We start from the raw sequence: 23,904 nt of genomic DNA, 5'->3' as shown, positions 1-23,904 counted from the left end.
TGTAGCGTGCGGTTGCCGCCGCTAGGGCGCGTTGTGCCCACCCTGACTCAACGCCGTCTTGAAGGCCTGCAAGAAGTCGACGAAATCTCCGCGTTGCCGCCCTTGGGCAACGGACACCGCCGACACCGCCACCGGAATGCGCGGCGAGATGCTTCGGCATGACAGCGTCGGGTCGCGCGAAAAGCCGGCGGTGAAAGAGTCGATCACACACGGGCCGAAGCCGTCGAGCGTCAGCAGCAAGGCCGACTGGTAGGTCTGCGCCGAAAGGCGAATCTGCGAGAACACCGCGCTCTCGGACAGGTGCCCGAGCAGCACCTTGCCGACCGGGTCGTCCTTGTCGATGCCGATGAACTCGCGGCTGGCCATCTCGGCAATCGATATGTCGGTGGTCTCGACGTGTCCGGCCGGCCCCGCAGGCGCGGCAGGCGTGGCCTCAACCCAGACCAGATGGCCGACCCCCAGCACTTCGGAATCGACCGAAGGCAAATCAATTTCGCCGTAGGCAATGCCCAGGTCGAATTCCTGCAACGCCACCGCCCTGGCAATTTCGTCGGAATGAAGAATCTTGATGGACACCGCGCTGTGCGGATGCCGGGTCTTGAAAAGGCTCAAGGCGGTGGACAGGCATTTGGTGGACAGCGACGGCACGATGGCGATCCGAAATTGCGACAGGTTGCTTGTCTTCAAAGACTGCGCCAAACGCCTCAGTTCGTCCACCTGCTCGAATATTTCCTTCGAGCGGAGATACAGATGCCGCGCTTCCGGCGTCGGCTTCAGCCCTCCTTTTTCTCGCAGGAAAAGCGCGTAGCCGAGTTGCTGCTCCGCGTGCTTGAGCGTTTGCGTGACCGCAGGTTGCGTGACGTTGAGGATGCGCGCCGCGGCGCTCACACTGCCCGACAGCATGATGGCGTTGAAAACTTCGATGTGTTTGAGCCTCATAGCGAACCCATAAGAAAAGCTTATCGCGCTCCGTCATCTTCTAATTTGACGGTCAAACGGCGCGGCTGCAGACTTCATTGCGTCAAGAAACTTTCATTTTTCTTGAGCGATCCACGACGCAAAGAATGAAATTTCAGCCGGACTCTCGAATTAAATCCTGAATTAAAAAATGGCCCACTCCTTGGCGGCAGGCGACACCGCACCGAAAAAAGTTGACCCCCGCATGTTCGAGAATTTCGAGGTGCAGCAAGCCCGTATCGATTTGGCGGCCTGTTTTCGCATGGCATCGAATCTTGGCATGGAAGAGGGAATTTGCAACCATTTTTCAGCCGTGGTGCCCGGCACAGACGATTATTTTCTGGTCAACCCGTTCGGCCTGGCATTCGAAGAAGTTCGCGCGTCCGACCTGATCATTTGCGATTTCGAGGGCAATGTCGTTCAAGGCGACAGGGCACCTGAAATTACCGCCTACTACATTCATGCCAGGGTGCACAAGAACCTGCCGCGTGCCCGGGTGGCATTTCACACCCACATGCCGTATGCCACAAGCCTTGCAATGGTCGAGGGCCAGCCGCTTCAATGGGCCGGCCAGACCTCGCTGAAATTCTACGGACGCACCGCCGTCGATGAATTCAACGGCCTGGCGCTCGATGCGCAGGAGGGCGACCGAATTGCGGCTGCAATTGGCGATGCCGATGTCGTGTTCATGCGAAATCACGGTGTGATGGTGGTCGGCAAAACCATTGCGCAGGCCTGGAACGACCTGTACTACCTCGAACGGGCATGCGAAGTGCAGGTGCTGGCCGAATCGACGGGCAGAAAACTCGTTCCCGTTCACCCGAAGGTGGCCGCGGCCACCTACGCCCAGATGCGTGCCGGGGGAGACGAGAGCGCCGTACAGCATCTGGAGAGCGTGAAGCGAAGGCTCCAGAAAACCGACCCCGATTTTTCTTCTTGAACTCCATACCCCAGTAAAAAATGAAGCCCCTCATTGTTTGCATTGCCGCAGCCGCCTGCTCGCTCGCCTTTATTCAATCGAACGCAGCCGAATTGACCGGACGATTGAAAGAGATCAAGGAAAGAAACTTCATCACGGTCGCGTACCGCGAATCTTCGATTCCGTTTTCTTACCTCGGCGGAAACGGCCAGCCCATCGGCTATGCGCAAGATATTTGCCAGAAAATTGTAGAAGACGTCAAGACCGCCATCGGCAGCCCCAATCTGCCAGTCAAAAGGCAGGCAGTCACATCGCAGAACAGAATTCCGCTGATTCAGAATGGAACCATCGACCTCGAATGCGGCACGACGGTAAATAACCCGGAACGCCAAGCGCTGGTGAGTTTCAGCAATACGTATTTTGTGGTCGGCACCAAATTCGTATCGCGCAAGTCAGACAAGCTCAACGCAATCAAGGACCTGAAAGGAAAAACGGTCGTCGCGACCACCGGCTCGAACACGGTTCTGAAACTCCGAGCGCTAGACAAAAAAGATGGCCTCGGCCTCAACCTCATTCAGGCCAAAGATTTTTCAGACAGCATGTTGACTTTCACGTCAGGTCGAGCCGATGTGTTTTTCGAAGACGACATCAATCTCGTCGGGCAAATTTCTTTCTCGCAAAACCCTGCCGATTTTTCTCTGAGTTCCGACGCATTGAGCCGAGACCCTTATGCAGTGTTGTTGCCCCGTGGCGAGCCTGAATTCAAAGCCATCGCCGACAAAGCCATTGCCAAATTGTCTGTCAGCGGAGAAATAAAAGCGCTGTACGACAAGTGGTTCCAGTCGCCCATCCCGCCGCGTGGCGTGAACCTGCACTTCCCGATGAGCGAAGCGCTGGCAAAGGTGATAGCCAAGCCGACCGATTCCCCAAACTCGTCCGACTATTGAGACGAGCTCAAGTGATGCAGTGCAGTCGTCGCGGCAGGTTCACCAGCAGCGTGCCCAGGTGAACAGGGCGTCGGGTGCTTCCCGCAGCGAAATAAAGGAGGAGCCGAAGGCGGGGGACATTCGCGGAGGGAAGTACCCGTCGGCCTGTTCACGCGTCCCGAACCCAAGCAATCCAATCCCAAAAGGCGGGCCATGAACCTCACAGCCCGCCAGACCAGCCGTTAACCGCCAGTCTCAGGCGCCGCCATGCGCGCCTTCTCGCTCAACTGAAACAGCTCCCCGGCTTTGCGCGCCATGTCGGCTGCAAGCCAGAGCAGGTTGTCCAGTTGGCGTGGCCCTTCCCCAGTGGACCAGTCGATGCCTTCTCCGTGGCACACCCACAGGAGTGCTTCGAGTTGCGAGAGGATGTTTTCGAGGAGATCCGCCGGTTCCTGGGCGTTCTCTTCGGGGGATACCGGCGTGCGAGGCCGGGCTATAGTCTTCGTAGCCATTGATGTGCGCTTCCTTAGAGTTGGTTGCACGTTTTTGGTTAGACGGCTGGGGTGTTCCTAGCACCTTGGCCGTCGCCTTTGATACCTCGCTTTCTGCATCGGTGCTTTCGCATCGACAACCTGCCGCGAGGCAAGCAGCCCTTCAAGAATCGATGTGGTTGTGTGTGGCGCCTTTCCGGGTTTCCTCGGCGGGAAATTGAGTGACAAGGGCGTCCACTTTAGGCAAGAGCGGCCATCGGCGCCGCACCTTGCACACCACGCAACTTCCATTCGCGCCAACAAATGCAGCTTTGGCCGCACCGCGTGCGCGCCGAAGGCAGAGGCCTTTGTTAGCCGTTGGCACTCCTCATGTCGGACAACGACCACGCGACACGGTGGCAATCGCCGAGTCTCAGCGCGTAACTTTTGCCACCGAATGACAACGGGAGGCGAGGCGTTGTCAGTTGTCGGCCCCATCCTTGGGGCTACGGCGCGGCGCCTTCAGTCAACACATGGTCGATTTCGACGCAACCAGCCACGCTCCACCTCACCCGACCGCCCACGCCGCGCTCGACAGGATGGTGCGGGCCGACCAACTGCTTTCGGTGCGGCGCAGCGTTCGCGCGGTGGTGCCCTCGGGCATGGCGGTGGGCACTGCCGCGGCGGTGGTGGCGCTGTATTCGTCGCACGCATCGCGGTCACCGGGCACGTGGGCGTTGCCGCTCGCGTGGCTGCTGCTCGTGGTGCTTTCCAATGCGTTGCGTGCCTTCGTCTCGCGCCCGGTGCACGCCGCAGTCAAAGACGACGACGCCGGCACGCTTGATGAAAGCGCTATCGCGCGGCAACTGCGCCGGGTCACGCTGTCGTCGTTTTTCTCGGGCTGCGTGTGGGCGCTGCTGCCGGTGTTCTGCAGCAAGGCGGTGCCGGAGGAAACGCTGTTCTTCCTCACGGTGATGTGCGGCGTGTGCGCCGGATCGGTCATCTACAGCGCGGCGTACGCGCCGGTGCCGGTGGCCTTCGTGTCACCCGCGCTCGCGTCGGTCACGGGGTGGCTGCTGTGGGCGGGCGGCTTTCATCACAGCGTGCTGGCGTTGATGGTGGCGGTGTACCTGGCCACGCTGGTTCACGCATCGGTGCGCGGCGACCGCGCGTTCCGCGCCAGCAGCCGCCTGAAGAACGAGGCGCTGTTCATGGCCTCGGAGCTGCGGCGAACGCACGCGCAGTCGACCCGCGCCGCGCGCGAGCTGGACTTTCGGGCCAACCACGATTCGCTCACGGGCCTGCTCAACCGCGAAGGCTTCTTCGAGGCCGCGTCGCGATTCTGCCGCGCGAGAGGCGCGCGGCGCGAGCCCGCTGCAGCGGCCGCCGCCGCGCTGATGCTCGACCTCGACGGCTTCAAGGCAGTGAACGACGCCTTCGGCCACAAGACGGGCGACCAGGTACTGCAGGATGTGGGCCAGTGGCTGCAGCAGCGGCTCGCCCCGCACGACGCGGTGGTGGGCCGCTGGGGCGGGGACGAGTTCGCGGTGTTCTACCAGCCCCACGGCGCGCACGACGCACCCGAGCGGGTGGCGGGCGAGCTCATCGCTTCCATCGGGCAAGCGACCTCGCACTACGGCGGCCAGCTGGGCGTGAGCGTGGGCATCTGCACGGAGCACGACTGCTCGGTGGCCGAGATGCTGAGCTTTTCCGACGAGGCACTGTACGAGGCCAAGCGCCGCGGCCGCAACCGCTGCCACCGCTTCGACGAGGCGCTGCACAGCCGCCTGCTGAGCCGGCGAGACATCGAGCGCGACCTGGCCGAGGCCATCGCCTCGCGCGCCATCTGCGTGTGGTACCAGCCCATCCTGGCCGAGGGCGGGCGGCGGCTGCACAGCCTGGAGGCGCTGCTGCGATGGCAGCACCCCCGGCATGGCTGGGTGGCGCCGGCCGACGTCATCTACGCGGCCGCGAACACGGGGCTGGCCGAGCGGCTGCTGCGGCACATCCTCGATGAAATCTGCCTGGGCCTGCGCCAGCTGACTTCGGCCGGCGTGCGCTTCGCCGACGTGCCGGTGGCCATGAACGTGTCGCCGCGCGAGATGTCGCAACTGCCGGTGGACGCCATCGTGCTCGAGGCGCTCGCCAGGCATGGCCTGCCGCCGCACCGGCTGCAGATCGAGATCACCGAAGAGGTGGCGCTGGACACGTCGGCCGCGAAGACGCGGCTGCGCGCGCTGGCCGAGGCGGGCATCGCCATCGTCATCGACGACTTCGGCGTGGGCTATTCGTCGCTCGCGTCGCTGCGCGGCGAGCATGTGCGGCAGGTGAAGATCGATCGCAGCTTCGTGCTCAACCTGGCGTCGTCGCCCGGCAGCCGGCTGATGGTGGAGGCGGTGATACGGCTGGGCCAGTCGCTGTTCATCGAGGTGGTGGCCGAGGGCGTGGAAAACCGCGAGGAGCTGGAGGCGCTGAACGCGCTGGGCTCGCCGCTGCTGCAGGGCTACTACTTCATGCGGCCGGCGCCGCTGGACAAGGTGATGGCGTGGGCCGCGCAGCGCGAGGACGCTTCCGCGGCGCAGGCCTGAGGGGGAGACCTCGGCCTGCTTGCTGGCAACGTCAGGCCAGCACCACCTGCTCGCACGCCCTGCGCAGCGCCGCCATGCCCGGCAGGTCGCGGGCCTTCGCATCGGTGACCACCACGCCGATGTCCGCTGCGCGCGCATAGGTCACGCGGCTGGCCTGGCCGATCTTGGCGTGGTCGGCCAGCAGGATGAGTTGCTGCGCCTGCTCGGCCATGGCGCGCGCAATGGTGGCCTCGTGGTGCTCGAAGCTCATGGCGCCGTGCTTGGCGTGCAGCCCCACGGGCGACAGCAGCGCCACGTCGGCGCGGTAGCGGCGAATGGCCTCCACGGTGGTGTCGCCGCAGGTGGCCTGGCCCTGCACATCGATCTCGCCGCCCAGCAGGATGGTCTTGTTGCCGGTGAGCCGGCCTTCACCCGCGCCCGCGAGCTTGAGCGCGATGTTCAGTGAATTGGTGATGACGGTCATGCCGCTGAGCGTGGCCAGCTCTTCCGCGCAGATCGACATGGTGCTGCCCGCGTCCATGAACACGGTCTGCCCCGGGCGCAGCAGCGCGACGGCGGCCTTGGCGATGGCGCGCTTCTCGCGCTGGCGGGCCACCAGCCGCACGGCCAGCGGCGGCTCGGGCTCGGCGCTGGTGGCAATGGCGCCGCCGTGCACGCGGCGCAGCTCGCCCAGGCCCTCGAGCTCGAGCAGGTCGCGCCGCACGGTCTCGCGCGACACCTCGAGGTCTTGCACGATGCGCTCGACGCTCAGGCGCGAGAAGGTGGCGAGCAGGCTGCGGATGCGCAGGAATCGTTCTTCTTGGAGCATGAAATACCGGCGTTTGACAAAGAAAGAAAGGCGGCGTCTGTGCGACGGCCGCCCCGGTTTGCAGATGCAAGCTGGCACGCGAGCGGTGCCATTGTGCCGGTGGGCGCGGCGGCTCGGTCGCCTGTAGCCGCCCGTCCCCACCGGTTTTGTGCTCAGAGGTCCGCGCGCCCCATGGCCGGGTCGCTCACCGAGTGCTTGCCGTTTTCCACGCGGCCGGCAAAGCGGCGGTAGAAGGTCGGGTCGGCGTCGCAGGTGACGGCAAAGTCGTACCAGTGGCCGCTGCCTTCCAGCGTCCACAGCTGCTCGGCCTTGGCGCCGCCGGCCACGGTGGCACCCCACGGGCCGTCGTTGCGGTAGGCCTTGGCGCGCACGGTGAAGTTGCAGGTGCTGGCGCCGGTGCCGCCGTTGAGCATCTCCAGGTACACGTTGCCGTTGGCCACGTCGTAGCACACGCGCACTTCGGCGTTGGCCGCGCCGCCGGCACGCAGGGTGTCGAGGTTGCCCTTGAAGTGGCGGTGGAAGCCGTTGGGGCCGAGCACCCACAGGTCGTACGAGTTGCCGGCGGCGTCGGCCGTGCCGCTCCACACGTCGTCGAGCATCTTGCCGGGCTCGACCATGTAGCGGCGCGGCAGCTGGTCGAGGTGCAGCTTGTCGTACACGTGGAACACGGCGCCGACCTTGCCGGTGTTGGAGAAGATGAGGCGCATGGCGCCGTTGGCGGCGTCGGCGCGCCCGCTCACGTGCAGCTCGTAGGGCAGGGCGCGCGAGGGGCGCGTGCCGGTGGCCTGCTTGGGCAGCGTGGCGTTGGTGGGCGGCACGATGGCGGGGAGCGCCTGCTGGGCGACACGCAGGTTCGTCGCCTCGTCCTTGGTGCGGGTGCCCGCGAGCGTGGGCAGCACTTCGTTGTTGGGGGTGGCGAAGTTGAAAGCGCTCGTCAGGTCACCGGCCACCGCACGGCGGAACGGCGAGATGTTCAGCTCTTTGACTCCGAAGCGTGCTTCCAGGAAGCGCAGCACCGAGGTGTGGTCGAACACCTGCGAGTTGACCCAGCCGCCACGGCTCCACGGCGAGATGACGTACATCGGCACGCGCGGGCCGGGGCCGTACACGCGGCCGTCCGCAGGCGGCGTGGTGCTGCCGACCAGCGGGTAGTTGTGGCGCTCGAAGGCCACGTCGGCGTCCGACAGCGTGGTCTTGCCTGCCGCGGCGCTCTTCGGGTCGGTGGGGTTGATGAGCGAGGGGGCCGACGGCGAAGGCATGTGATCGAAGAAGCCGTCGTTCTCGTCGAAGTTGACGATGAGCACGGTCTTGCTCCACACCTCGGGCGAGGCGGTCAGCGCATTGAGCACTTCCTGGATGTACCAGCCGCCCTGCACGGGGCTCGACGGCCCGGGGTGTTCGGAAAACGCGGCGGGCGCGACGATCCACGACACATTGCGCAGCTTGCCGTTGAGCACGTCCTGCTTGAAGGTGCCCAGGAAGCCGCCGTCGGGCATGGTGTTGGCCACGCCCTTGTACAGCGGGTTGCCCGCGTCGTCGGTGGCGGGGTCGTAGGCCGGCACGCTCACGCCGGCGGGCGGGCTGGCATCGCCGTCGTAGCGCCCATCGTTCTTGCCCGAGAGCTTGTTCGCCACGCGGAACTGCTTGAAGCCGTGCAGCGGGTTGTCGGTGTAGTTGTCGGGCAGGTTCTGGTAGACGATCCAGCTGACCTTGGCGTCTTCCAGGCGTTCGGGGTAGGTCTTCCAGTTGCAGCCGTACTGGGTGGAGTCGACGTTGGGGTTGTCGGTCGGGTCCCACGGTTCGCGCAGGTTCTCCCAGGTGTTGTCGATGGAGGCGACGCCGGCCAGGCCGGTGGCCGTCTGGCCCGAGGGGCCGTTGGTGCCGCTCCAGTGGAACAGGCGGTTGGAGTTGGTGCCGGTGTGCATGCCGCAGTGGTAGCTGTCGCACACCGTGAAGGCGTTGGCCAGCGCGTACTGGAAGGGCAGCTCGGCCTCCTGGAAGTAGCCCATGGCCGCGTTGGTCTTGTAGCGCGGCCATTGGTACATGCGCCCGCCGTCCCAGGCGTTTTGCGCGTCGCCCCAGCTGTGCGGCGTGCCGCTCGCGCGCTGGGCGTTGCCCTTGCTCTGGTCAAGGTGGTAGGGCAGCACGGGCTTGCCGTTGGCATCGCTTTGCTGCCACACGTTGAGGCCGCCGGGCAGCGGAATGGTGAAGCGGTCGCCGAAGCCGCGCACGCCCATCATCGCGCCGAAGTAGTGGTCGAACGAGCGGTTCTCCTGCATCAGGATCACGACGTGCTTGACGTCCATGATGGTGCCGGTCTCGTTGTTGGCCGGCAGGGCCAGCGCGCGGCGGATGCTGGGCGGAAAGGCCGAGAGCGCGAGGGCGGCGGCGCCGGTGGTTGCGGTGCCGGTGAGGAACTTGCGGCGCGAATTCATTGGCTTGGTCTTGTCGTTCATGTCATTGATTCCGTGGGGCTTCAGGGCGCGCAGCTCTTCACGGGCGCGGTGCCGGTGTCGGGCTGTTGCGGGGTGGTGGGTGTCGTCGGCGTGGTGGGCAGGCCACCGACGACGCCACCACCGCCACCGCTGCCGCCGCCGCAGGCGGAAAGCGCGCTGGCCACGATCAGCGCGGCCAGCAGGCGCGCGCTCAGGGATGCAGATTTCATGGGTCTATCCTTTGTTGTGCAGTGTTTGTGGAGCAGGGGGGCAAGACGGGGAAGCGTTCAGGGGACGAGCAGCGTCGACAGCGGGCGGGCCGCCTTGTAGATGCTGGAGATCTCGTCCTTGGTGAGCGCGCGGTTCCAGATGGCGAACTCGTTGAAGTCCATGGCGCCGCGCGGCGAGGAGGCCTGGCGCTTGTAGTAGAGGCCGGTGCCGTCTTCGTTCAGCCCGATGCCGTTCTTCAGGCCGCCGAGCTTGGCGATGAGCTCGGGCGTGAGCGCCTTGCTCCCGGTCTGCACGCCGCGCACCGGGTCGACGGCGTAGCCGTTCATGGTGAGCGCCGCCTTGTCGATCACCATGGCCACGTAGGCCCACTGGCCGGCGCTCAGGTAGTGCGCGCCTGCGATTTCGCCGCGGACACTTCCGGTGCCGGTGTTGAAGCGCAGCTCGCAGCTGCCGAACAGGCCGATGGCAATGCCTTCGTTGACGCCGGTGTCGTAGTTCTTGTTGGCGATGACGGAGCCGCCGTTGCTCACGCCCTGGCTGCACGAAGCGTCGGTGCGCATCCAGAAGCCGATGGTGAAGGCGGTGGTGCCTGCGTCGGTGGTCACGTCGGTGGCCTGCTTCAGGCGGTAGCCGGCCATGCCGCTCGCGTTGATCACCTTGCTGTTCACTCGCAGTGCCTTGGCGCGATCGCGCATCCGCATGCCGTCGTCGGTCACCAGCGAGCCGCCATCCGCATCGGCGGCCCAGGGCGCGAGGGTGGAGGCGCCGGCCTTGCTGTCCACGCCCGGCAGTGCGTCGAGAGGGTAGTAGCTCACCAGGCCGTTGACCAGCGTGGGCGCCAGCGGCACCGGCTTCACGTAGGCGATCTGCATGTCCAGCGCGACGATGGTGTCGCCGGCCGTCAGCGTGTAGCGGTAGCTGTAGCTGCCGTCGGTGGCTGCGTCGATGTAGTCGGCATACGAGGTGCTGCCCGCCGCCAGCGTGGCCACCAGCTTGCCGTCGCGCAGCACCTGCACGGGCACGCTGGCGTTGCCGGCGAGCTTCCAGGCGAGTTCGACGTTGTCCTTGTCGGCGCCGGCCTTCGCGGTGAATTCGCGGATGCTCGTGGCGCCTTGCAGGGCGATGCCGCTCCAGGTGTAGTCGGCCGCCGCGGGCGTCACGCCCAGGTGGCGCAGCACGGTCGGTGCGATGTCGGTCGCGGCGGCGAGCTGCAGCAGCGTGGTGTCGGTGGGGGCGGCAGCGCCCGTGCCGGGCAGGCTGGCGAGCGTCTTGTTGCTCGCGATGAACACGGTCTTGTTGTCGATCGACTGCAGCCCGGTGGCGGTGCCGAAGCCGTCGAGGCCATGGCCCGTGGTGAGGATCACCAGCCAGTCTTCCTTGGCGTCGTTGGCGGTGCGCTGCGCGACGTGCGCAAGCAACTGGCCGATGGCGGTGGCGGTGTCTGCCACCGCGCGGCGGTAGGCGTCGCTGGCAAGACCGGCGCCTGCTGCTGCGGCCGGCGCGCCGTATTGCGCCACGAGCAGGTCGTCGCCTGCGTCGATGCGCTGCGCGGCGTGCTCGGTCACGCAGCTGTCGGCGCCTGCGCAATCGAAAGCGGTGTCCACGCTGCCCGGCTCGTTGGCCAGCAGCGGGGCGTACACCGGGTTGGCGGTAATGACACCGGTCGTGTAGCCCGCCGCCGTCTTCTGCTTGGCCATTGCGAAGATGGACGGTGCGAGCTTGACGTCGATGCGCTGGCCGGCAGCGTCGGAGCGCACGCCGTGTCGCTGCGCCCAGGTGCCGGTCACCAGCGTGGCCCAGCCGGGGCCGTCGGCGAGGCGCTGCTCGGTGAGCGTGCCGTTGGCGCCGCCGGTCCAGGCGGGAGCGAGCTGCAGCGACTGCAGCGCCGGTGCCTTCTTCTGCGCGATGGCATCGCGAAGCGCGGCATGGGTGAGGCCGTCGACTTCGACGATCAATGCCTTCGGGCCGCTCTTGCCCTGGTTGACGGTGGGTGCGGGCGGGTTGCCGCCGTTGTCGCCTCCGCCCGAGGTGGGCGGGGTGATGGGCAGCAGGCCGATGCCGTTGCCGCCACCGCCGCCACCACACGCTGCAAGCAGCAGCGCCATGCACAAGCTTCCCCCCGCCAGGCCGCTGCGCGCGGTCATTCCTCTGATCATGTTTTTTTCCTGAAGAAACCAAGGGCGCCCCGCGCGGCGGCGCCGTGCGGAACGTGGCATCGGCATGTGTTTGTGCAAGGAAATGTATTTGCAACAAAACACACAAATGCTCCGAATGCCGCAGATGTTGCGTTCTTCAGGTGACAGCGGTTTGACAAGAACGGCGAATGCCGGCTTCTGCGAAAAGAGGGGTTGCCGCGTTCGGTGCCCAGGCGCCGTTACAGCGGATACAGCCGGGACGCCGAGCACGCGCGGGTTGCTGGATGAGCGCGGCGCGCGCTCCTACGATGCCTTTCATCGCATCCCTGAACATCCACTTGCAGAAAGAAAGAACGAAGCCATGACCAACTCCATCGTCCAGCGCCGCACCCTGTTGCTTGCCGCATCCGCGTTGCCGCTTGCCAGCGCGTGCACCGCGTGGTCGCGCAGCGGCGCGCAGTCTTCCGCCGAAGCGCAACTCGCCGAGCTCGAACGTTCCTGCGGTGGCCGGCTCGGCGTGGTGGGTTTCCACACCCGGAGCGGCGTGCGCGTTCAGCACCGCGCGCACGAGCGCTTTCCGCTGTGCAGCACCTTCAAGCTGATGCTGGCCGCGAGCGTGCTCGAGCGCAGCGCGCAAGACGCCAGCCTGCTGCAGCGCCCCATGCGCTACGGCAAGGCCGACTTGATCGCGAATTCACCCGTCACCGAGAAGCACGTGGCCACGGGCATGAGCGTGGCCGAGCTGTGCGCGGCCACCATCCAGTACAGCGACAACGCCGCCGCGAACGTGCTGTTGAAGCTGGTGGGCGGCCCGGCCGAGGTGACGGCGTTCGCGCGCCGCATCGGCGACCAGGCCTTTCGCCTCGACCGCACCGAGCCCGAGCTGAACACGAGCATTCCCGGTGACCTGCGCGACACCACCACGCCCGCAGCCATGTCCGACAGCGTGCAGCGGCTGGTGCTGGGCGACGCGCTGGGCGCGGGCCAGCGCGAGCAGCTCAAGACCTGGCTGCTGGGCAACACCACCAGCGCGGACCGCTTCGTGGCCGGCGTGCCCGCGGGCTGGAAGGTGGCCGACAAGACCGGCGCGGGCTCCTACGGCAGCAACAACGACGTGGGCGTGCTGTGGCCGCAGGCGGGGGAGCCGCTGGTGCTGTCGGTGTACCTGACGTTTGCGCAGAAGGATGCGAAGACGCGCAACGACGTGGTGGCCGCGGCCACGCGCATCGCGGTGGGGGCGTTGGCGGGGTAGGGTGCCGGGGTTCGGGTCGCGGGTCTTGGGGCTTACGCGTTGCGGTAGTGCTCCGCAACGACCTCACGCACCATCTCCACCAGCCCCTCGTAGATCTCCGCGACGTCGACCTGCTCGCCGTCCTCGATGCGCTTGGAGAGCATGGTTTTCGGAAACATCAGCAGCGTCGTTTCCTTATAGCGGATGGCCGGGTCGCGGCCGAACTCGTCTTCGACCATCCACCAGTCGAAATCAGGGCGAATGCGCATGAACACCTTGCCGAAGGCCAGCCCGAGCGCCTGCAGCGAGTAGGTGGCCTCCGGCTCGACCAGCCTGGAGTCGACGATGCGCTGCAGTCGGGGCAGGTCCGACTCGTCGCTGCGCAGCGGCTCGCCGGTGGCCTCGGCCACGAGCTCGGAGGCGTGCAGCAGTTGCACGGCGATGTCGCGCAGGTCGTCGGTGGTGGGCTTCTCAATTTTCTGATCCATGGCGTCGATTCTCTGTCGTCCCGCCAGCGTGGAAACGACGTCGAACGCCGTCGCGTCAGAACTTGCCGCGCAGCGTCACCATCCAGTTGCGTGGCTCGCCGTAGTAGTTGCCCGAGACCGAGCTGCCCACGGTGCGATAGTATTTTTTGTCGAGCACGTTGTTCAGATTGAACGTGAGCGTCCAGTGCGGGTCGATGCGGTACTCGCTTATGAGATTCCACACGGCGTAGCCGCCCTGGGTGTATGCGAACGGCACCGAGGCACCGCTCCAGTTCTGCCGCGCAGCGTTCCAGCTGGCCGCCGTGCCGGACACGTACTGCTTGCTGTTGACGGTGGCGCCGCCGCCCAGCTTCCAGGCCGAGGCCGCACCCGGCAGTTGCCAGGTGCCGAAGAACTTCAGCGAGTGCTTCGGCGTGATGGTGCTGAACACGGCGTTCTCGGTCTTGTTGCGGTTCTGGTTGTAGGTGTAGCCGGCGTACACGTTCACTCCGCGCGCAATTTCACCGTTGACCTCCATGTCGACGCCCTGGCTCACCACCTTGCCGGCCGACAGGTAGCAGCAGGTGCCGGCGTACAGGATGTCTTCGGTCGGGTAGCGGGTGTCGAGCACGGCGCGGTCGTTCTGCTCGGTGCGGTAGAGCGCCAAGGAGGTGTTGAGCCTGCCGCCGAGCAGCTCGCCCTTCACGCCCAGCTCTGCGGTGCTGCCGTGCATCGGGGCGAGCCCGGTGCCGGGTGCCGGGCCGGTCTTGTAGTTGGCCTGGGGCTTGAAGATTTCCGCGTAGCTCGCGTAGGCCGTCCATGCGTTGTTGATGTCGTACACGATGCCGCCGAACGGCACCACCTTGGTGGGCTCGCTGTACTGTGTGGCGGCGGCGATGTGCCAGGTGTCGGTCATGCTCCAGTTGGCGTCCAGCAGCGTGCCGTAGACCTGGTTGTATTTGTATTTGTTCGCCCGCGCGCCAACGATGAGCCTCGTGTGGTCGGCCACTTCGAGCCGCAGCGTTCCGTAGGCGCCGTACTGCCGGGTGTCGTTGGGGCTGTAGCTGCGAAAGAGTTCGCCGCGCCGCAGGCGGTTGGGCACCCACGGCGTGCTCGCGATGTCGAACACATTGGCGAGCTGCACGCCGCTGCCCATGTCGGTGTTGTAGCTGTTCCAGGTGCTCTTGATGTCCTGCATGTCCGCGCCCACGAGCACTTCGTGCGTGCGGCCGAACAGATCGAAGGCGCCGCTCAGGTTCACGTCGACCAGCGTCTGCTTGTTGGCGATGGAAACGTCCGAGCCACGCCAGCGCGGCCCTTGCAACGTCTGCGGGTTGACCGCCCCGGAGACGAAGCCGCCCACGATGTCGCCGTCGTCCTGGGTGTGCGTGGCGTTGGCCCGCAGCGTCCAGCGGTCGGCGAGGCGCCAGGTGAGCTTGGCGAACAGCTCCTTCGAGGTGTGGTCCGAGTAGGCCCAGGGCGTGGTGAAGCCCGAGTTGCGCGGCAGGTTCAGGTCGGCACCGTTGCTGTAGCGCGGCAGGCCGATGCTTCTGCCGTTTTCCTTGGCGTGTTGTTCGCGCGCGCCCAGCGCCAGCACGGCGGAGGGGCCGAGGTCGGCTTCGAGCACGCCGTAGAAGGTGGGCTTCTCGGTGGCGCGGTAGTCGGTGAAGTAGTTGCGGTTCTCGTAGGCGAGCACGGCGCGACCGCGCAGCTTTCCGTCGAAGGCGAGCGGACCCGACACGTCGACCTCGGAGCGGTGGTTGTTCCAGCGCCCGGCGCTGGCCGTGAAGTTGAATTGCGGCGTCGCCGTGGGCATCTTGCGCACCAGGTTCACGGCACCACCAGGGTTTCCGGTGCCGTTCAGCAGGCCTGCGGCGCCGCGCAGCACTTCGACGCGGTCGAACTCGCTCATGTCGAACACCATCTCTGCGTAGTTGTCGTACGAGGAAGACATGGGCGCGCCGCCGTCGAGCTGGATGCTGTCGATGGCGAAGCCGCGCGAAAAGATTTCTTGCGAGCGCGAGTTGGTGTCTTGCACGGTGATGCCGACGATCTGCTCGGCGGCCTTGCTCAGGTCGGTGATGTTCTGGTCTTCCAGGCGCTGCCTGGTGAACACCGACACCGACTGCGGATGCTCGCGCAAGGCCTGGGCGGTCTTGCCGATGGTGATGGCGTCGCTGGTGTAGGAGCCGGTGCCCTCGGTCTCGCCGTCGCGCTTGCCGGTAACGCGCACTTCGCGCAGGGAGTATTCGCCTTCGCTGGTGGAGTGGTTGTCGGCGGCAGGCGATGCCACGCTCTTCACCACGGTGAGCGATCCGGCGGCCGTTCGCGCCAGGCTCAGGCCGCTGCCTTGCAGCGCGCCCTGGGCGGCGTCTTCGACGCTCAAGGCGCCGCGCACGGCGGGCGCGCGCTTGCCCTGCAGCAGCGCGGGGTCCGCGACAAGAGAGCGCTGCCCCTGTCTCGCGATGCGCGACAGGGTATCGCCCAGGTCGCCGCCGGGCAGGTCCCAGGTGATGAGCGCGGTGCCGGCCGCGGTAGGAACAGCCTGCGCGTGCGAGGCCGGTGCGCCGGTCAGCAGAAGGGCCAGCGCCGCGGCGACGGGCACGAGCGCGGCGGGGGGAGCTTTGAGCGAGAAAGTCGAAAGGGGCGCGAAGGCGCGCCGGCGTGCGAGAGCCATGGTCGGTACAAGGTCCTGGTTGCAATGGAAAAAGCGGGTGCTTCACTCCACTTGAGCAACGAGGCCGAAAAAAGCATCAGGTTCGTCGAAGAAAAACGGATGCTTCTTCGGTGCGGGCACGCGGATCACATGACGCGCTGGCTAGGACGCGGGTGCGCGCAGATCGACCAGTGTGAGCCACGGGCTCCAGTGCGTCACGGAGACCGGCTGGGTGTCGACCAGGTCCTGCAGGACCTGCTCGGGGCGGTCCAGGGGGAACACGCCGAAGACCCTGAGTCGCGCAGCCCCCGGGCTCACGCGGATCAGCCCGGCCGTGTAAGGGCGCAGCGCGTCGACGACGGCGCCCAATGGTTGATCGCGCACCTGGACCAGCCCTTCGCCCCAGGCGGCGGGCGCCATGAGGGACGCGTCGGCGGGCGTGATGTCGGTGTTGCCGACATACGCTGTATCGCCTTCCTGCAAGATGCGCTGGGTGCCTGAAAGGGTGGTGAGCCGAACGCTGTGCGCCATGACATGCACCAGCGTGCGCCCGCTCTCCTGGCGCACCATGAAGCGGGTTCCCAATGCTTCGACCATGCCCTCGGCGCAGCGGACCACGAAGGGCCGGGGCGCCCCGCTTCGGTCGGCCGATGCGGCAACGTCCGCAATCAGCGCGCCTTGGCGCAGCCATACCAGCCGGTGACTGTCACCGTAAAGAATGTCGGCGGCCGAACGGGCGTCCAGCGTGATCTCGCTGCCGTCGGCCAGGCGTTCGCGACGACGCTCGCCTGTACCGGTGCGCAGGTCGGCAACAAGGCTGCGCAAAGGCACCTGCCGGGATACGAGCCAGCCGGCGGTGGCGCTCACCAGCAAGGCCGCGACGCCGCCTTGAAGCGCCCTGCGGCGCGATGCCGAGGGCACGGGCGCCGCCAGCGCCTGCACCCCGGCCTTCGCCGCCATGCCGGCGTCGCGCAGCCGGTCGATCGCGGGGTTCAGGCCGTTGACATGGCCCTGCACCACCGCCCAGGCGCGCTCGTGTGCTGGCTCCTGCGCCAGCCACGAGGAAAAGAGCTGGCGGTCCTTGTCGGTCGCCCTGTCGGAATCCAGCTTCACCATCCAGTCGATGGCTTGCTCCATTGCACCGTCCATGGTGCTCAGGCCTCGTCGGGGAGGGGGCGGCTGCACAGGTGCACCAGCGCCTGCTTGAAGTAGCGCTCGGCGGTCGGCTCCGACACGCCCATGGCCGCGGCGATTTCCGCATGCTTCATGCCGTCGACCCGGCGCAGGAGAAAGGCCTGCCGCGCCTTCGGCGGCATGCCGTTGAGCCGAAGGTCGATGGCTTCTATGGCCTCGCGCACCAAGCAGTAGTCCTCGGGCGAAGGGGCCAAGCCTTCGGGCAGCGTGGCGAGGGCGTCGATCCAGGCCTTCTCCAGTTCACGCCGGCGCCAGAAGTTGTAGAGCACGCGTTGCGCCAGCGTGGTGAGGTACGCCCGAGGCTCCTGCAGCGCCGAAGCCTGCCGCCCCGTGATCACCCGCTCGAAGGTGTCGTGCGCCAGGTCGGCCGCTTGGTGCGTGTCGCCCAGCTTGCGCCGCAGCCAGCCTTGGAGCCATGCATGGTGGTCTACATAAAGAACGTGCACGGGATCGGCAAACGGCGAGGGCATGAACTGGATCTGGCGCAAATGAGAAGAGTTCTCATCTTATGCGATGCCGGCGCCCGGACTGCTGCACTACCTGGAGGCAGAGCGCGGCAGGCGGATGAACATGCGCCGCATACAATGGAGAATCATTCTCGTTTGCGAGCTCTTGTGTCCGTCCTGACGTCGCTCTCTTCGACCCGTTCCGCCGTGGAGACGCTCTACGTCAGCCATCACGCATGGCTCCAAGGCTGGCTGCGGCGGCAGCTTGGCGATGCAGCTGCGCATTCCGCCGACCTGGCGCACGACACGTTCGTGCGCCTGCTCGCGCGGCCCAGGCTGATCGACGCCGCACGCTCGCCGCGCGCCTACCTGAGCACCATCGCCAGAGGCTTGGTGGTCGACCATTGGCGCAGGCAGGCCATCGAGCGCGCCTGGCTCGAAACACTGGCGGCCCAGCCCGAACCGCTCGCGCCGTCACCGGAAGATTGCGCGCTGATCATGGATGCGCTGTTCCGCATCAGCGCGCGTCTCGACCAATTGGCGGCGCGTCCACGCCAGGCTTTCCTGATGGCGCGGGTCGACGGCCTGAGCTGTGCGCAGATCGGTGCCCAGCTGGGCGTGTCGGAGCGCATGGTCAAGAAGTACGTCGCACAGGCGATGCTGCATTGCATCTCCGAATGAAGCCGCGAAGGCAGCATCCATGAACGGCGCGATGACCGGTGAAGACGCACCCATCGACCACCGCGCATTGCGCGAGGCCGCCGAATGGTTCGCCGCGCTCAGCATGCCGCCTGTATCAGTTTCCGACCAACACCGTTGGCGCGACTGGCTCGCGGCCTCGCGCGACCACCAACGTGCCTGGGCGCGTGTGGAGGCCGTGGACGCGGATTTCGCCGCGCCCCGCGAGCTGCCCGACGGGCAACGCGCGCTCGCCGGCGCGGCGCTGAAGGTTGCCGCCGAGCAGGTGCGCCGGCGTCGCCAGGTGCTGCGCATGCTCGTGCTGGCAGGCGCCGGCGGTGCATTGGCCACCACCGCCGTGCAGCAGCAGGCCACACGTCGGTGGCTCAGCGCGCTGGGCGCCGACCACCGCACCGCAACCGGGGAAACGCGCCGCATCGATCTGGCCGGTGGCGGCGCGCTGTGGCTGGCCAGCGCCACCGCCGTCGATCTCGTCGATGACGCCGCGCTGCCGGGCGCGAAGCTGCTGCGACTGCTGCATGGCGAGGTGCTCGTCGAAACAGGCCACGGCGTCGGCGCCAGGCCCCTTGCCGTGCAGACGCCGCATGCTCGCTTGCAGCCGCTGGGCACCCGTTTTTCGGTGCGACTGCAGGACGACGGTGCGCAGACCTTGCTCTGCGTTTTCGAAGGTCGCGTCAGTGCAAGGCTTGCACGGTCGGCCGGCGGCGCAGACCAGGTCGTGCCTGCGGGCATGCAGGTTGCATTGACCAGCGACGCAAGCGGCGTCCCCGTGCCGGTCGACCCGGCGCGCGAAGCCTGGACGCGTGGCGTGCTGCTGGCAGACGGCATGCGGCTCGACGCGGTGGTCGCCGAGCTTGCACGGTACCGCCGCGGCCGGCTCGCCTGCTCGGCAGACGTGGGTGCGTTGCGCGTGACGGGCGGCTTTCCTTTGCTGGACACCGACCGCGCGCTGCAGATGCTGGCCGGTGCGCTGCCTGTGCGTATCAGCGCCGCGCTGCCTTGGTGGGTGAGCGTGGAGCCGCGCTAGCGGTGTTGTGTTTCCCCGCCGCGCCAACTTGTTGATTCAAAAAATTTTTCGCGTTTCGGTTCCCCTTCTCGCGTTTCGACCGGACTCCTTGATGAAACAACTCATCGAGGAAAAGTCGACCGTGCAACCTTCATTCCTGACGCCTACCCTGCGTCCTCTCGTACTGGCCGTGCACCTGGCCTGCATGGCGCTTCCCGCCGCGTCCGTCTTCGCCCAAGGCACGGGCAACGCCGCTGTGACCACCTACGCCATTCCGTCCGGCCCGCTGGGCACATCCCTGACAGGCTTCGTCGCTGCGTCCGGCGTGTTCATCGTGGTCGATTCCAGGCTGACTGCCGGCAAGAGCAGCCCCGGCCTGCAAGGCAGCTTTGCGCCGCGCGAAGCGCTTGCGCGCCTGCTCTCGGGCACCGGCCTGGAAGCGGTGCAGCAAGCCGGCGGGAGCTACACGTTGAGGGCCGGCGGCGCGGCGGCGCCCGCTGCACCGCCCACGCCCGAGGTCCACGCCCTGAACCCGATCACCGTGACCGCAGCATCCGCGCTCGACGCGGGTGCCACTGTCGGCTACGTGGCCAAGCGCAGCGCCGCGGGAACGAAGACAGACACGCCGATCCTGGAGATTCCGCAGACCATCAACGTGGTGACGGCGGACGAAATCAGCGCGCGCGGTGCCATCAGCGTGTCGCAGGCGTTGAAGTACACGCCGGGCGTGAAGGTCTCGGGCTACACCGAGAACTACATGCTGGCCGACGAGATGGCCTCGCGCAGCTTCGCTCCCGCGCCGTTGTACCTCGACGGCGCTTACCTGCCCTACGCCGGCAGCCTTGGCGGCGCCCCGCAGATCGAGCCCTACAGCCTGGAGCGTGTCGAAGTCTTCAAGGGGCCCGCGTCGGTGCTGTACGGCCAGAACCAGCCAGGCGGCATCGTCAACATGGTGACCAAGAAGCCCAGGGCGGACGCCGTGAAGGAAGTGCAACTGGGCTTTGGCAGCTACGGCCGCACGAACGCCGCGCTCGACATCGGCGGTGCCATCGAAGGCAGGCCCGAACTGATGTACCGGCTTCTCGCCGTGGCGAACGCCGGCGATCAGCAGGCCGACTACACGAAGAGCAAGCGCCTGTTCCTGGCCCCCAGCGTGACCTGGCAGCCCAGCGCAGCCACGTCCCTCACGTTGTACGCCCAGGTGCAGGAAGACAAGGGCGTGGGCGACTACCAGGCCGTGCCGTCGGTGGGCTCGCTGCTTCCCGGCCCGCTCGGGCAGCGCATCAGCCGCAACTTCTTCAGCGGCGACCCCAACTACAACGACTTCTGGCGCAAGCAGGTGGTGGTGGGGGCCGACTTTTCACACCGCTTCAGCGACGCGGTGAAAACGCAGCACAAGCTGCTCCTCATCGATGTGGAAGACCAGTACAAGGGCTTCTACCTGCGTGCTTTTCCGAGCACAGCCGGTGTCACCGACTACAGCCGCGCCACGCGAACCAAGCTCGACTGGGGCCAGCACAACAGCGTGGTGAGCCTGGACAACAACGTCGAGATACAGGCCACGACCGGCGACGTTCGCCACACCCTGCTTGCCGGTGTCGACTACCGCGGCTTCTCGCGCAAGTACGACGGCTACAACGACTATGCGGCCGCGGCCATCAACCTCTACGCGCCCGACTACCGCACGGTAACGGCCGCGCCCGCGCTCACCACGCGCTGGAACAACACCGTAGACCAGGTCGGGCTCTACGTGCAGGACCAGATGCGCTGGAAGGACTTCGTGTTCACCGTAGGCGGTCGCCAGGACTGGGCCGGCATCGACAACAGGGACTTGCTCGCCAACACTCGCACCCGGCAGGACGACAAGGCCTTCACGGGCCGCGCCGGGCTCACATGGCTCGCGGGCAACGGCTGGGCGCCCTATGTGAGCTATTCGGAATCCTTCGTGCCCACGCTGGGCACCGATTTCCACGGCACGCCCTTCAAGCCCACCACAGGCAGGCAGGTCGAGCTGGGCGTGAAGCACCAGCCTGAGGGGTCGGACACATTGTTCACCTTCTCGGTGTTCGACATTCGCCAGCAGAACGTGACCACGACCGACACCGCCAACCCCGGATACTCGGTGCAGACAGGCGAGGTCAAGTCGCAAGGCGCCGAGTTCGAGGTGAAGACACGGCTGAACAAGGTGCTCGACCTGGCGGGCGGCATCGCCTACAACGATGCGTACACCACGCGCTCGAACACCGCGTCGGACATCGGCCACCGAACGGCTGCGCAACTCGCGTGGAGTGCCACGCTCTGGTTGAACTACGAGGTGTTCGCGGGCCTGAGCGTGGGCAGCGGCGTGCGCTGGACCGGGCGCGCGTGGGGCGACTCGGCCAACACCTTCCGCACGCCGGCCTATGCCGTCGTCGATGCCGCGCTGCGCTACGACTTCGGAAAGATCGACAGCCGCATGCGGGGGCTCGAAGGCTCGGTCAACATCCAGAACCTGTTCGACAAGACCTATATCTCCAGCTGCAACTACGCCTTTGGTTGCTATTACGGCAAGGCGCGCAACGTCAGCGCCGCAGCCACGTACCGCTGGTAGGGACGCGCGCGGGGGCGGCCTCCGTCCCCGCCAACAGGTACCGCGATCAAGCCGCGGTGTCCGTCCGGGCTGGCGGCACCGTGCGTGCACCGGGCGCCCGCAACGCATGGCGGTACGCCGTCGGCGAACGCCCCGTCACGCGCTTGAACGCGTTGCTGAACGCGCTCTCCGACGCGTACCCCAGCGTCTGCGCCACGACGGCCACGTGCGTGGCCTCTTCGGCCAGCGCACGCTCGGCCAGGCGCATGCGCCACTCGGTCAGGTACGTCAGCGGGGCCACGCCGGCAACGGCCTTGAAGTGGAACGCGAAGGTGGTGCGCGACATGGCGCACGCCTTGGCCAAATCTTCGAGGTGCCAGGTGCGCGCCGGGTCGTCGTGCATCAGGCGAAGCGCAGGGGCGATGCGCGGGTCGCTCAGCGCCTGCAACCATCCCGCGGCCAGCAGCCCCGCGTTCTTCAGGTGGGCGCGCAGGATCTGCACGAACAGCAGTTGCGCCAGCTGCGCCGACGCCACCTGCGCGCCCGGTTCCGCCGCGGCCCTTTCCTGCACCAGCTGGTCGAGCAGCCAGCGAAACACCGAGGCCTGCGGCGCCGAGGCCTGGATGTGGATCCACGGCGGCAGCGCGTTCAGCAGCAGCGGTCCGCTGACGGGGTCGAGCAGCACGTGGCCGCCGATGTGCGCGAATTCGCTGCCGTCGCCCAGCTGCGTGGACGCGCGGCCGGCGCCCGAGAAGAGCGCCATCGCATCGACGGGCGCCACGTCGGGCCCGCTGGCCAGCACCGACCACCGGGGCGCCGACAGCAGGCCCACGTCGCCGGTTTCGAAGCGCACCGCCTCCGCTTGCCCTTCGAGCCGAACCCAGCAGTGGCCGCGCACGACGGCGAAGAACTTGATCTTCTCGGGCGCCGGAAAGCGGATGGCCCACTCGCCGCCGGCGGTGAAACCGCCCGTGACCAGGCTTTGCGCCCGGGTCAGCCGGAGGATGTCGGAGAAAGGGTCTGCGCTCATGCCCGGACTATCGCGCAGGCAAAGCGGACTTTCAAGCATTCACAGTACGGCGACCCGCCTCTATCGTTCCCCGGGTCGATACATGTTTACGAGGAACACACATGAGTCAAGAGTTGGTGCTGGTCACCGGAGGCACCGGGTTCATTGCGCAGCATTGCATCCTGGCGCTGTTGCGCGAGGGCTTCAGGGTTCGCACGACGGTGCGCTCGCTGGCAAGGGAAGCGGAGGTTCGCGAGAACCTGAAGACAGGCGGCGCGCAGCCCGGCGCCTTGTTGTCGTTCGCGGTCGCGGACCTGGGCGCGGACGCGGGCTGGGCCGAGGCCGCGAGCGGCTGCGCCTATGTGATCCACGGCGCCTCGCCGACGCCCTCGGGCACCTACGCGTCGGACGACGACTGGATCAACCCCGCGGTCGAAGGCAACCTGCGCGTGCTGCGGGCGGCCCGCGATGCGGGGGCCAGGCGGGTGGTGCTCACGTCCGACTTCGGTGCCGTGGGCGTCGGCCACAAGCCGATGAACAGGCCCTTCGACGAGAACGACTGGAGCGACCTGACGGGCGATGTCGCGCCGTACCAGAAGTCGAAGACGCTGTCGGAGCGCGCCGCGTGGGACTTCATCGCGAAGGAAGGCGGGGGGCTCGAGCTGGCCGCGGTGAACCCGACGGCGGTGCTGGGCCCCGCGCTGGGCGCGGACTACTCGCACTCCATCCGCATCATCAAGACCATGATGGACGGCCAGCCGGGGCTGCCGCGCATCAACTCGGGCTTTGTCGACGTGCGCGACGTGGCGGACCTGCACCTGCGCGCGATGCGCGATCCGGCCGCCGCCGGCGAGCGCTTCCTGGCGATCGCGGGGCAGAGCATGTGGTTCACCGAGGTTGCCGAGGTGCTTCACGCGCGCATGGGAGCCGCCGCCAGCAAGGTCGCGACGCGCAGCCTGCCGAACTGGCTGGTTCGCCTGGGCGCGAAGAAAGACCGGCGCATGAAGGACATCGTGCCGATGCTCGGCGTGAACATGAACGCCACGAGCGCGAAGGCCCGGCGCCTGCTCGGCTGGGACCCGCGCCCGGCCGAGGAGGCCATCGTCGCGACGGCCGAGAGCCTGGTCAGGCTGAAGCTGCTGGAGGGCTGAGCCTGCG

19 protein-coding genes are annotated in these 23,904 nt (G+C 66.8%); 8 read left to right on the top strand and 11 right to left on the bottom strand.

Annotation, left to right across the window (positions count from 1 at the left end):
• Positions 1–21: 21 nt before the first annotated feature.
• Positions 22–939, bottom strand: a complete 918-nt coding sequence (locus tag QTI51_RS26100) for a LysR family transcriptional regulator (RefSeq protein WP_286516626.1) — start codon at positions 937–939, stop codon at positions 22–24.
• 169 nt (positions 940–1,108) lie between these two features.
• Here QTI51_RS26100 and QTI51_RS26095 point away from each other — a divergent pair, with 169 nt between their 5' ends.
• Together QTI51_RS26095 and QTI51_RS26090 are read left to right on the top strand one after the other, a co-directional pair.
• Positions 1,109–1,897 (top strand): aldolase, encoded by a 789-nt coding sequence (locus QTI51_RS26095; protein WP_286516624.1) that lies wholly within the window; start codon positions 1,109–1,111, stop codon positions 1,895–1,897.
• 20 nt (positions 1,898–1,917) lie between these two features.
• Entirely contained in the window at positions 1,918–2,823 is a 906-nt protein-coding gene (locus tag QTI51_RS26090; protein ID WP_286516623.1) for an amino acid ABC transporter substrate-binding protein, read from the top strand.
• A gap of 221 nt (positions 2,824–3,044) precedes the next feature.
• Here the strand turns inward: QTI51_RS26090 and QTI51_RS26085 are convergent, their stop codons facing one another.
• Complete coding sequence (locus QTI51_RS26085; protein WP_286516622.1) at positions 3,045–3,314, bottom strand: hypothetical protein; 270 nt, start codon at positions 3,312–3,314, stop codon at positions 3,045–3,047.
• A gap of 491 nt (positions 3,315–3,805) precedes the next feature.
• Between QTI51_RS26085 and QTI51_RS26080 the strand changes: the two genes are divergently transcribed.
• Positions 3,806–5,860 (top strand): putative bifunctional diguanylate cyclase/phosphodiesterase, encoded by a 2,055-nt coding sequence (locus QTI51_RS26080; protein WP_286516619.1) that lies wholly within the window; start codon positions 3,806–3,808, stop codon positions 5,858–5,860.
• Positions 5,861–5,891: 31 nt separating this feature from the next.
• On the opposite strand, the gene QTI51_RS26075 is transcribed toward QTI51_RS26080, so the two are convergent.
• The 4 genes from QTI51_RS26075 to QTI51_RS26060 form a co-directional block, all read right to left on the bottom strand.
• A complete protein-coding gene (locus QTI51_RS26075; RefSeq protein WP_116912014.1) occupies positions 5,892–6,668 on the bottom strand; it encodes a DeoR/GlpR family DNA-binding transcription regulator in 777 nt (258 codons plus the stop codon).
• 152 nt (positions 6,669–6,820) lie between these two features.
• The gene (locus QTI51_RS26070) at positions 6,821–9,103 is read right to left on the bottom strand and encodes a phosphocholine-specific phospholipase C (RefSeq protein WP_286516818.1); all 2,283 of its coding nucleotides are present in this window, start codon (positions 9,101–9,103) and stop codon (positions 6,821–6,823) included.
• Positions 9,104–9,144: 41 nt separating this feature from the next.
• Positions 9,145–9,333, bottom strand: a complete 189-nt coding sequence (locus QTI51_RS26065; protein ID WP_116912013.1) for a hypothetical protein — start codon at positions 9,331–9,333, stop codon at positions 9,145–9,147.
• Positions 9,334–9,390: 57 nt separating this feature from the next.
• Positions 9,391–11,490: a LamG-like jellyroll fold domain-containing protein gene (locus tag QTI51_RS26060; protein ID WP_286516618.1), complete on the bottom strand. Its 2,100-nt coding sequence runs from the start codon at positions 11,488–11,490 to the stop codon at positions 9,391–9,393.
• 340 nt (positions 11,491–11,830) lie between these two features.
• Here QTI51_RS26060 and bla point away from each other — a divergent pair, with 340 nt between their 5' ends.
• Entirely contained in the window at positions 11,831–12,721 is an 891-nt protein-coding gene (bla, locus tag QTI51_RS26055) for a class A beta-lactamase (protein WP_286516617.1), read from the top strand.
• Between the two features lie 32 nt (positions 12,722–12,753).
• Here bla and QTI51_RS26050 read toward each other — a convergent pair whose 3' ends face one another.
• From QTI51_RS26050 to QTI51_RS26035, 4 genes are all read right to left on the bottom strand, one after another.
• Positions 12,754–13,188, bottom strand: coding sequence for a DUF3806 domain-containing protein (locus QTI51_RS26050; protein WP_286516616.1), 435 nt, complete (start codon positions 13,186–13,188; stop codon positions 12,754–12,756).
• A gap of 55 nt (positions 13,189–13,243) precedes the next feature.
• Positions 13,244–15,844, bottom strand: coding sequence for a TonB-dependent siderophore receptor (locus tag QTI51_RS26045; RefSeq protein WP_286516615.1), 2,601 nt, complete (start codon positions 15,842–15,844; stop codon positions 13,244–13,246).
• A 141-nt stretch (positions 15,845–15,985) separates the two neighbouring features.
• Positions 15,986–16,972 carry a FecR family protein gene (locus tag QTI51_RS26040; RefSeq protein ID WP_286516614.1) on the bottom strand — a complete coding sequence of 329 codons (987 nt, stop codon included), beginning with the start codon at positions 16,970–16,972 and terminating at the stop codon, positions 15,986–15,988.
• Positions 16,973–16,977: 5 nt separating this feature from the next.
• Entirely contained in the window at positions 16,978–17,487 is a 510-nt protein-coding gene (locus QTI51_RS26035; RefSeq protein ID WP_286516612.1) for a sigma-70 family RNA polymerase sigma factor, read from the bottom strand.
• Positions 17,488–17,670: 183 nt separating this feature from the next.
• On the opposite strand from QTI51_RS26035, the gene QTI51_RS26030 reads away from it, so the two are divergent.
• From QTI51_RS26030 to QTI51_RS26020, 3 genes are all read left to right on the top strand, one after another.
• Positions 17,671–18,144 carry a sigma-70 family RNA polymerase sigma factor gene (locus QTI51_RS26030; RefSeq protein ID WP_286516611.1) on the top strand — a complete coding sequence of 158 codons (474 nt, stop codon included), beginning with the start codon at positions 17,671–17,673 and terminating at the stop codon, positions 18,142–18,144.
• Positions 18,145–18,163: 19 nt separating this feature from the next.
• Positions 18,164–19,189: a FecR domain-containing protein gene (locus QTI51_RS26025; RefSeq protein ID WP_286516609.1), complete on the top strand. Its 1,026-nt coding sequence runs from the start codon at positions 18,164–18,166 to the stop codon at positions 19,187–19,189.
• Between the two features lie 91 nt (positions 19,190–19,280).
• Positions 19,281–21,758 (top strand): TonB-dependent siderophore receptor, encoded by a 2,478-nt coding sequence (locus tag QTI51_RS26020; RefSeq protein WP_286516608.1) that lies wholly within the window; start codon positions 19,281–19,283, stop codon positions 21,756–21,758.
• A gap of 46 nt (positions 21,759–21,804) precedes the next feature.
• On the opposite strand, the gene QTI51_RS26015 is transcribed toward QTI51_RS26020, so the two are convergent.
• A complete protein-coding gene (locus QTI51_RS26015; RefSeq protein ID WP_286516607.1) occupies positions 21,805–22,806 on the bottom strand; it encodes an AraC family transcriptional regulator in 1,002 nt (333 codons plus the stop codon).
• A gap of 62 nt (positions 22,807–22,868) precedes the next feature.
• Between QTI51_RS26015 and QTI51_RS26010 the strand changes: the two genes are divergently transcribed.
• Complete coding sequence (locus QTI51_RS26010) at positions 22,869–23,897, top strand: SDR family oxidoreductase (RefSeq protein ID WP_286516606.1); 1,029 nt, start codon at positions 22,869–22,871, stop codon at positions 23,895–23,897.
• Positions 23,898–23,904: the final 7 nt, after the last annotated feature.

This window comes from Variovorax sp. J22G73 (assembly GCF_030317035.1).
Lineage (GTDB): Bacteria > Pseudomonadota > Gammaproteobacteria > Burkholderiales > Burkholderiaceae_C > Variovorax.
The sequence above is the reverse complement of the archived record's forward strand: the minus strand, read 5'-3'. Positions and strand labels throughout refer to the sequence as shown.

Excerpts from the sequence above, each read along its gene's own strand:
- QTI51_RS26100 (WP_286516626.1), bottom strand. The coding sequence starts at position 939 with ATGAGGCTCAAACACATCGAAGTTTTCAACGCCATCATGCTGTCGGGC.
- QTI51_RS26095 (WP_286516624.1), top strand. The coding sequence starts at position 1,109 with ATGGCCCACTCCTTGGCGGCAGGCGACACCGCACCGAAAAAAGTTGAC.
- QTI51_RS26090 (WP_286516623.1), top strand. The coding sequence starts at position 1,918 with ATGAAGCCCCTCATTGTTTGCATTGCCGCAGCCGCCTGCTCGCTCGCC.
- QTI51_RS26085 (WP_286516622.1), bottom strand. The coding sequence starts at position 3,314 with ATGGCTACGAAGACTATAGCCCGGCCTCGCACGCCGGTATCCCCCGAA.
- QTI51_RS26080 (WP_286516619.1), top strand. The coding sequence starts at position 3,806 with ATGGTCGATTTCGACGCAACCAGCCACGCTCCACCTCACCCGACCGCC.
- QTI51_RS26075 (WP_116912014.1), bottom strand. The coding sequence starts at position 6,668 with ATGCTCCAAGAAGAACGATTCCTGCGCATCCGCAGCCTGCTCGCCACC.
- QTI51_RS26070 (WP_286516818.1), bottom strand. The coding sequence starts at position 9,103 with ATGAATTCGCGCCGCAAGTTCCTCACCGGCACCGCAACCACCGGCGCC.
- QTI51_RS26065 (WP_116912013.1), bottom strand. The coding sequence starts at position 9,333 with ATGAAATCTGCATCCCTGAGCGCGCGCCTGCTGGCCGCGCTGATCGTG.
- QTI51_RS26060 (WP_286516618.1), bottom strand. The coding sequence starts at position 11,490 with ATGATCAGAGGAATGACCGCGCGCAGCGGCCTGGCGGGGGGAAGCTTG.
- bla (WP_286516617.1), top strand. The coding sequence starts at position 11,831 with ATGACCAACTCCATCGTCCAGCGCCGCACCCTGTTGCTTGCCGCATCC.
- QTI51_RS26050 (WP_286516616.1), bottom strand. The coding sequence starts at position 13,188 with ATGGATCAGAAAATTGAGAAGCCCACCACCGACGACCTGCGCGACATC.
- QTI51_RS26045 (WP_286516615.1), bottom strand. The coding sequence starts at position 15,844 with ATGGCTCTCGCACGCCGGCGCGCCTTCGCGCCCCTTTCGACTTTCTCG.
- QTI51_RS26040 (WP_286516614.1), bottom strand. The coding sequence starts at position 16,972 with ATGGACGGTGCAATGGAGCAAGCCATCGACTGGATGGTGAAGCTGGAT.
- QTI51_RS26035 (WP_286516612.1), bottom strand. The coding sequence starts at position 17,487 with ATGCCCTCGCCGTTTGCCGATCCCGTGCACGTTCTTTATGTAGACCAC.
- QTI51_RS26025 (WP_286516609.1), top strand. The coding sequence starts at position 18,164 with ATGAACGGCGCGATGACCGGTGAAGACGCACCCATCGACCACCGCGCA.
- QTI51_RS26020 (WP_286516608.1), top strand. The coding sequence starts at position 19,281 with ATGAAACAACTCATCGAGGAAAAGTCGACCGTGCAACCTTCATTCCTG.
- QTI51_RS26015 (WP_286516607.1), bottom strand. The coding sequence starts at position 22,806 with ATGCTTGAAAGTCCGCTTTGCCTGCGCGATAGTCCGGGCATGAGCGCA.
- QTI51_RS26010 (WP_286516606.1), top strand. The coding sequence starts at position 22,869 with ATGAGTCAAGAGTTGGTGCTGGTCACCGGAGGCACCGGGTTCATTGCG.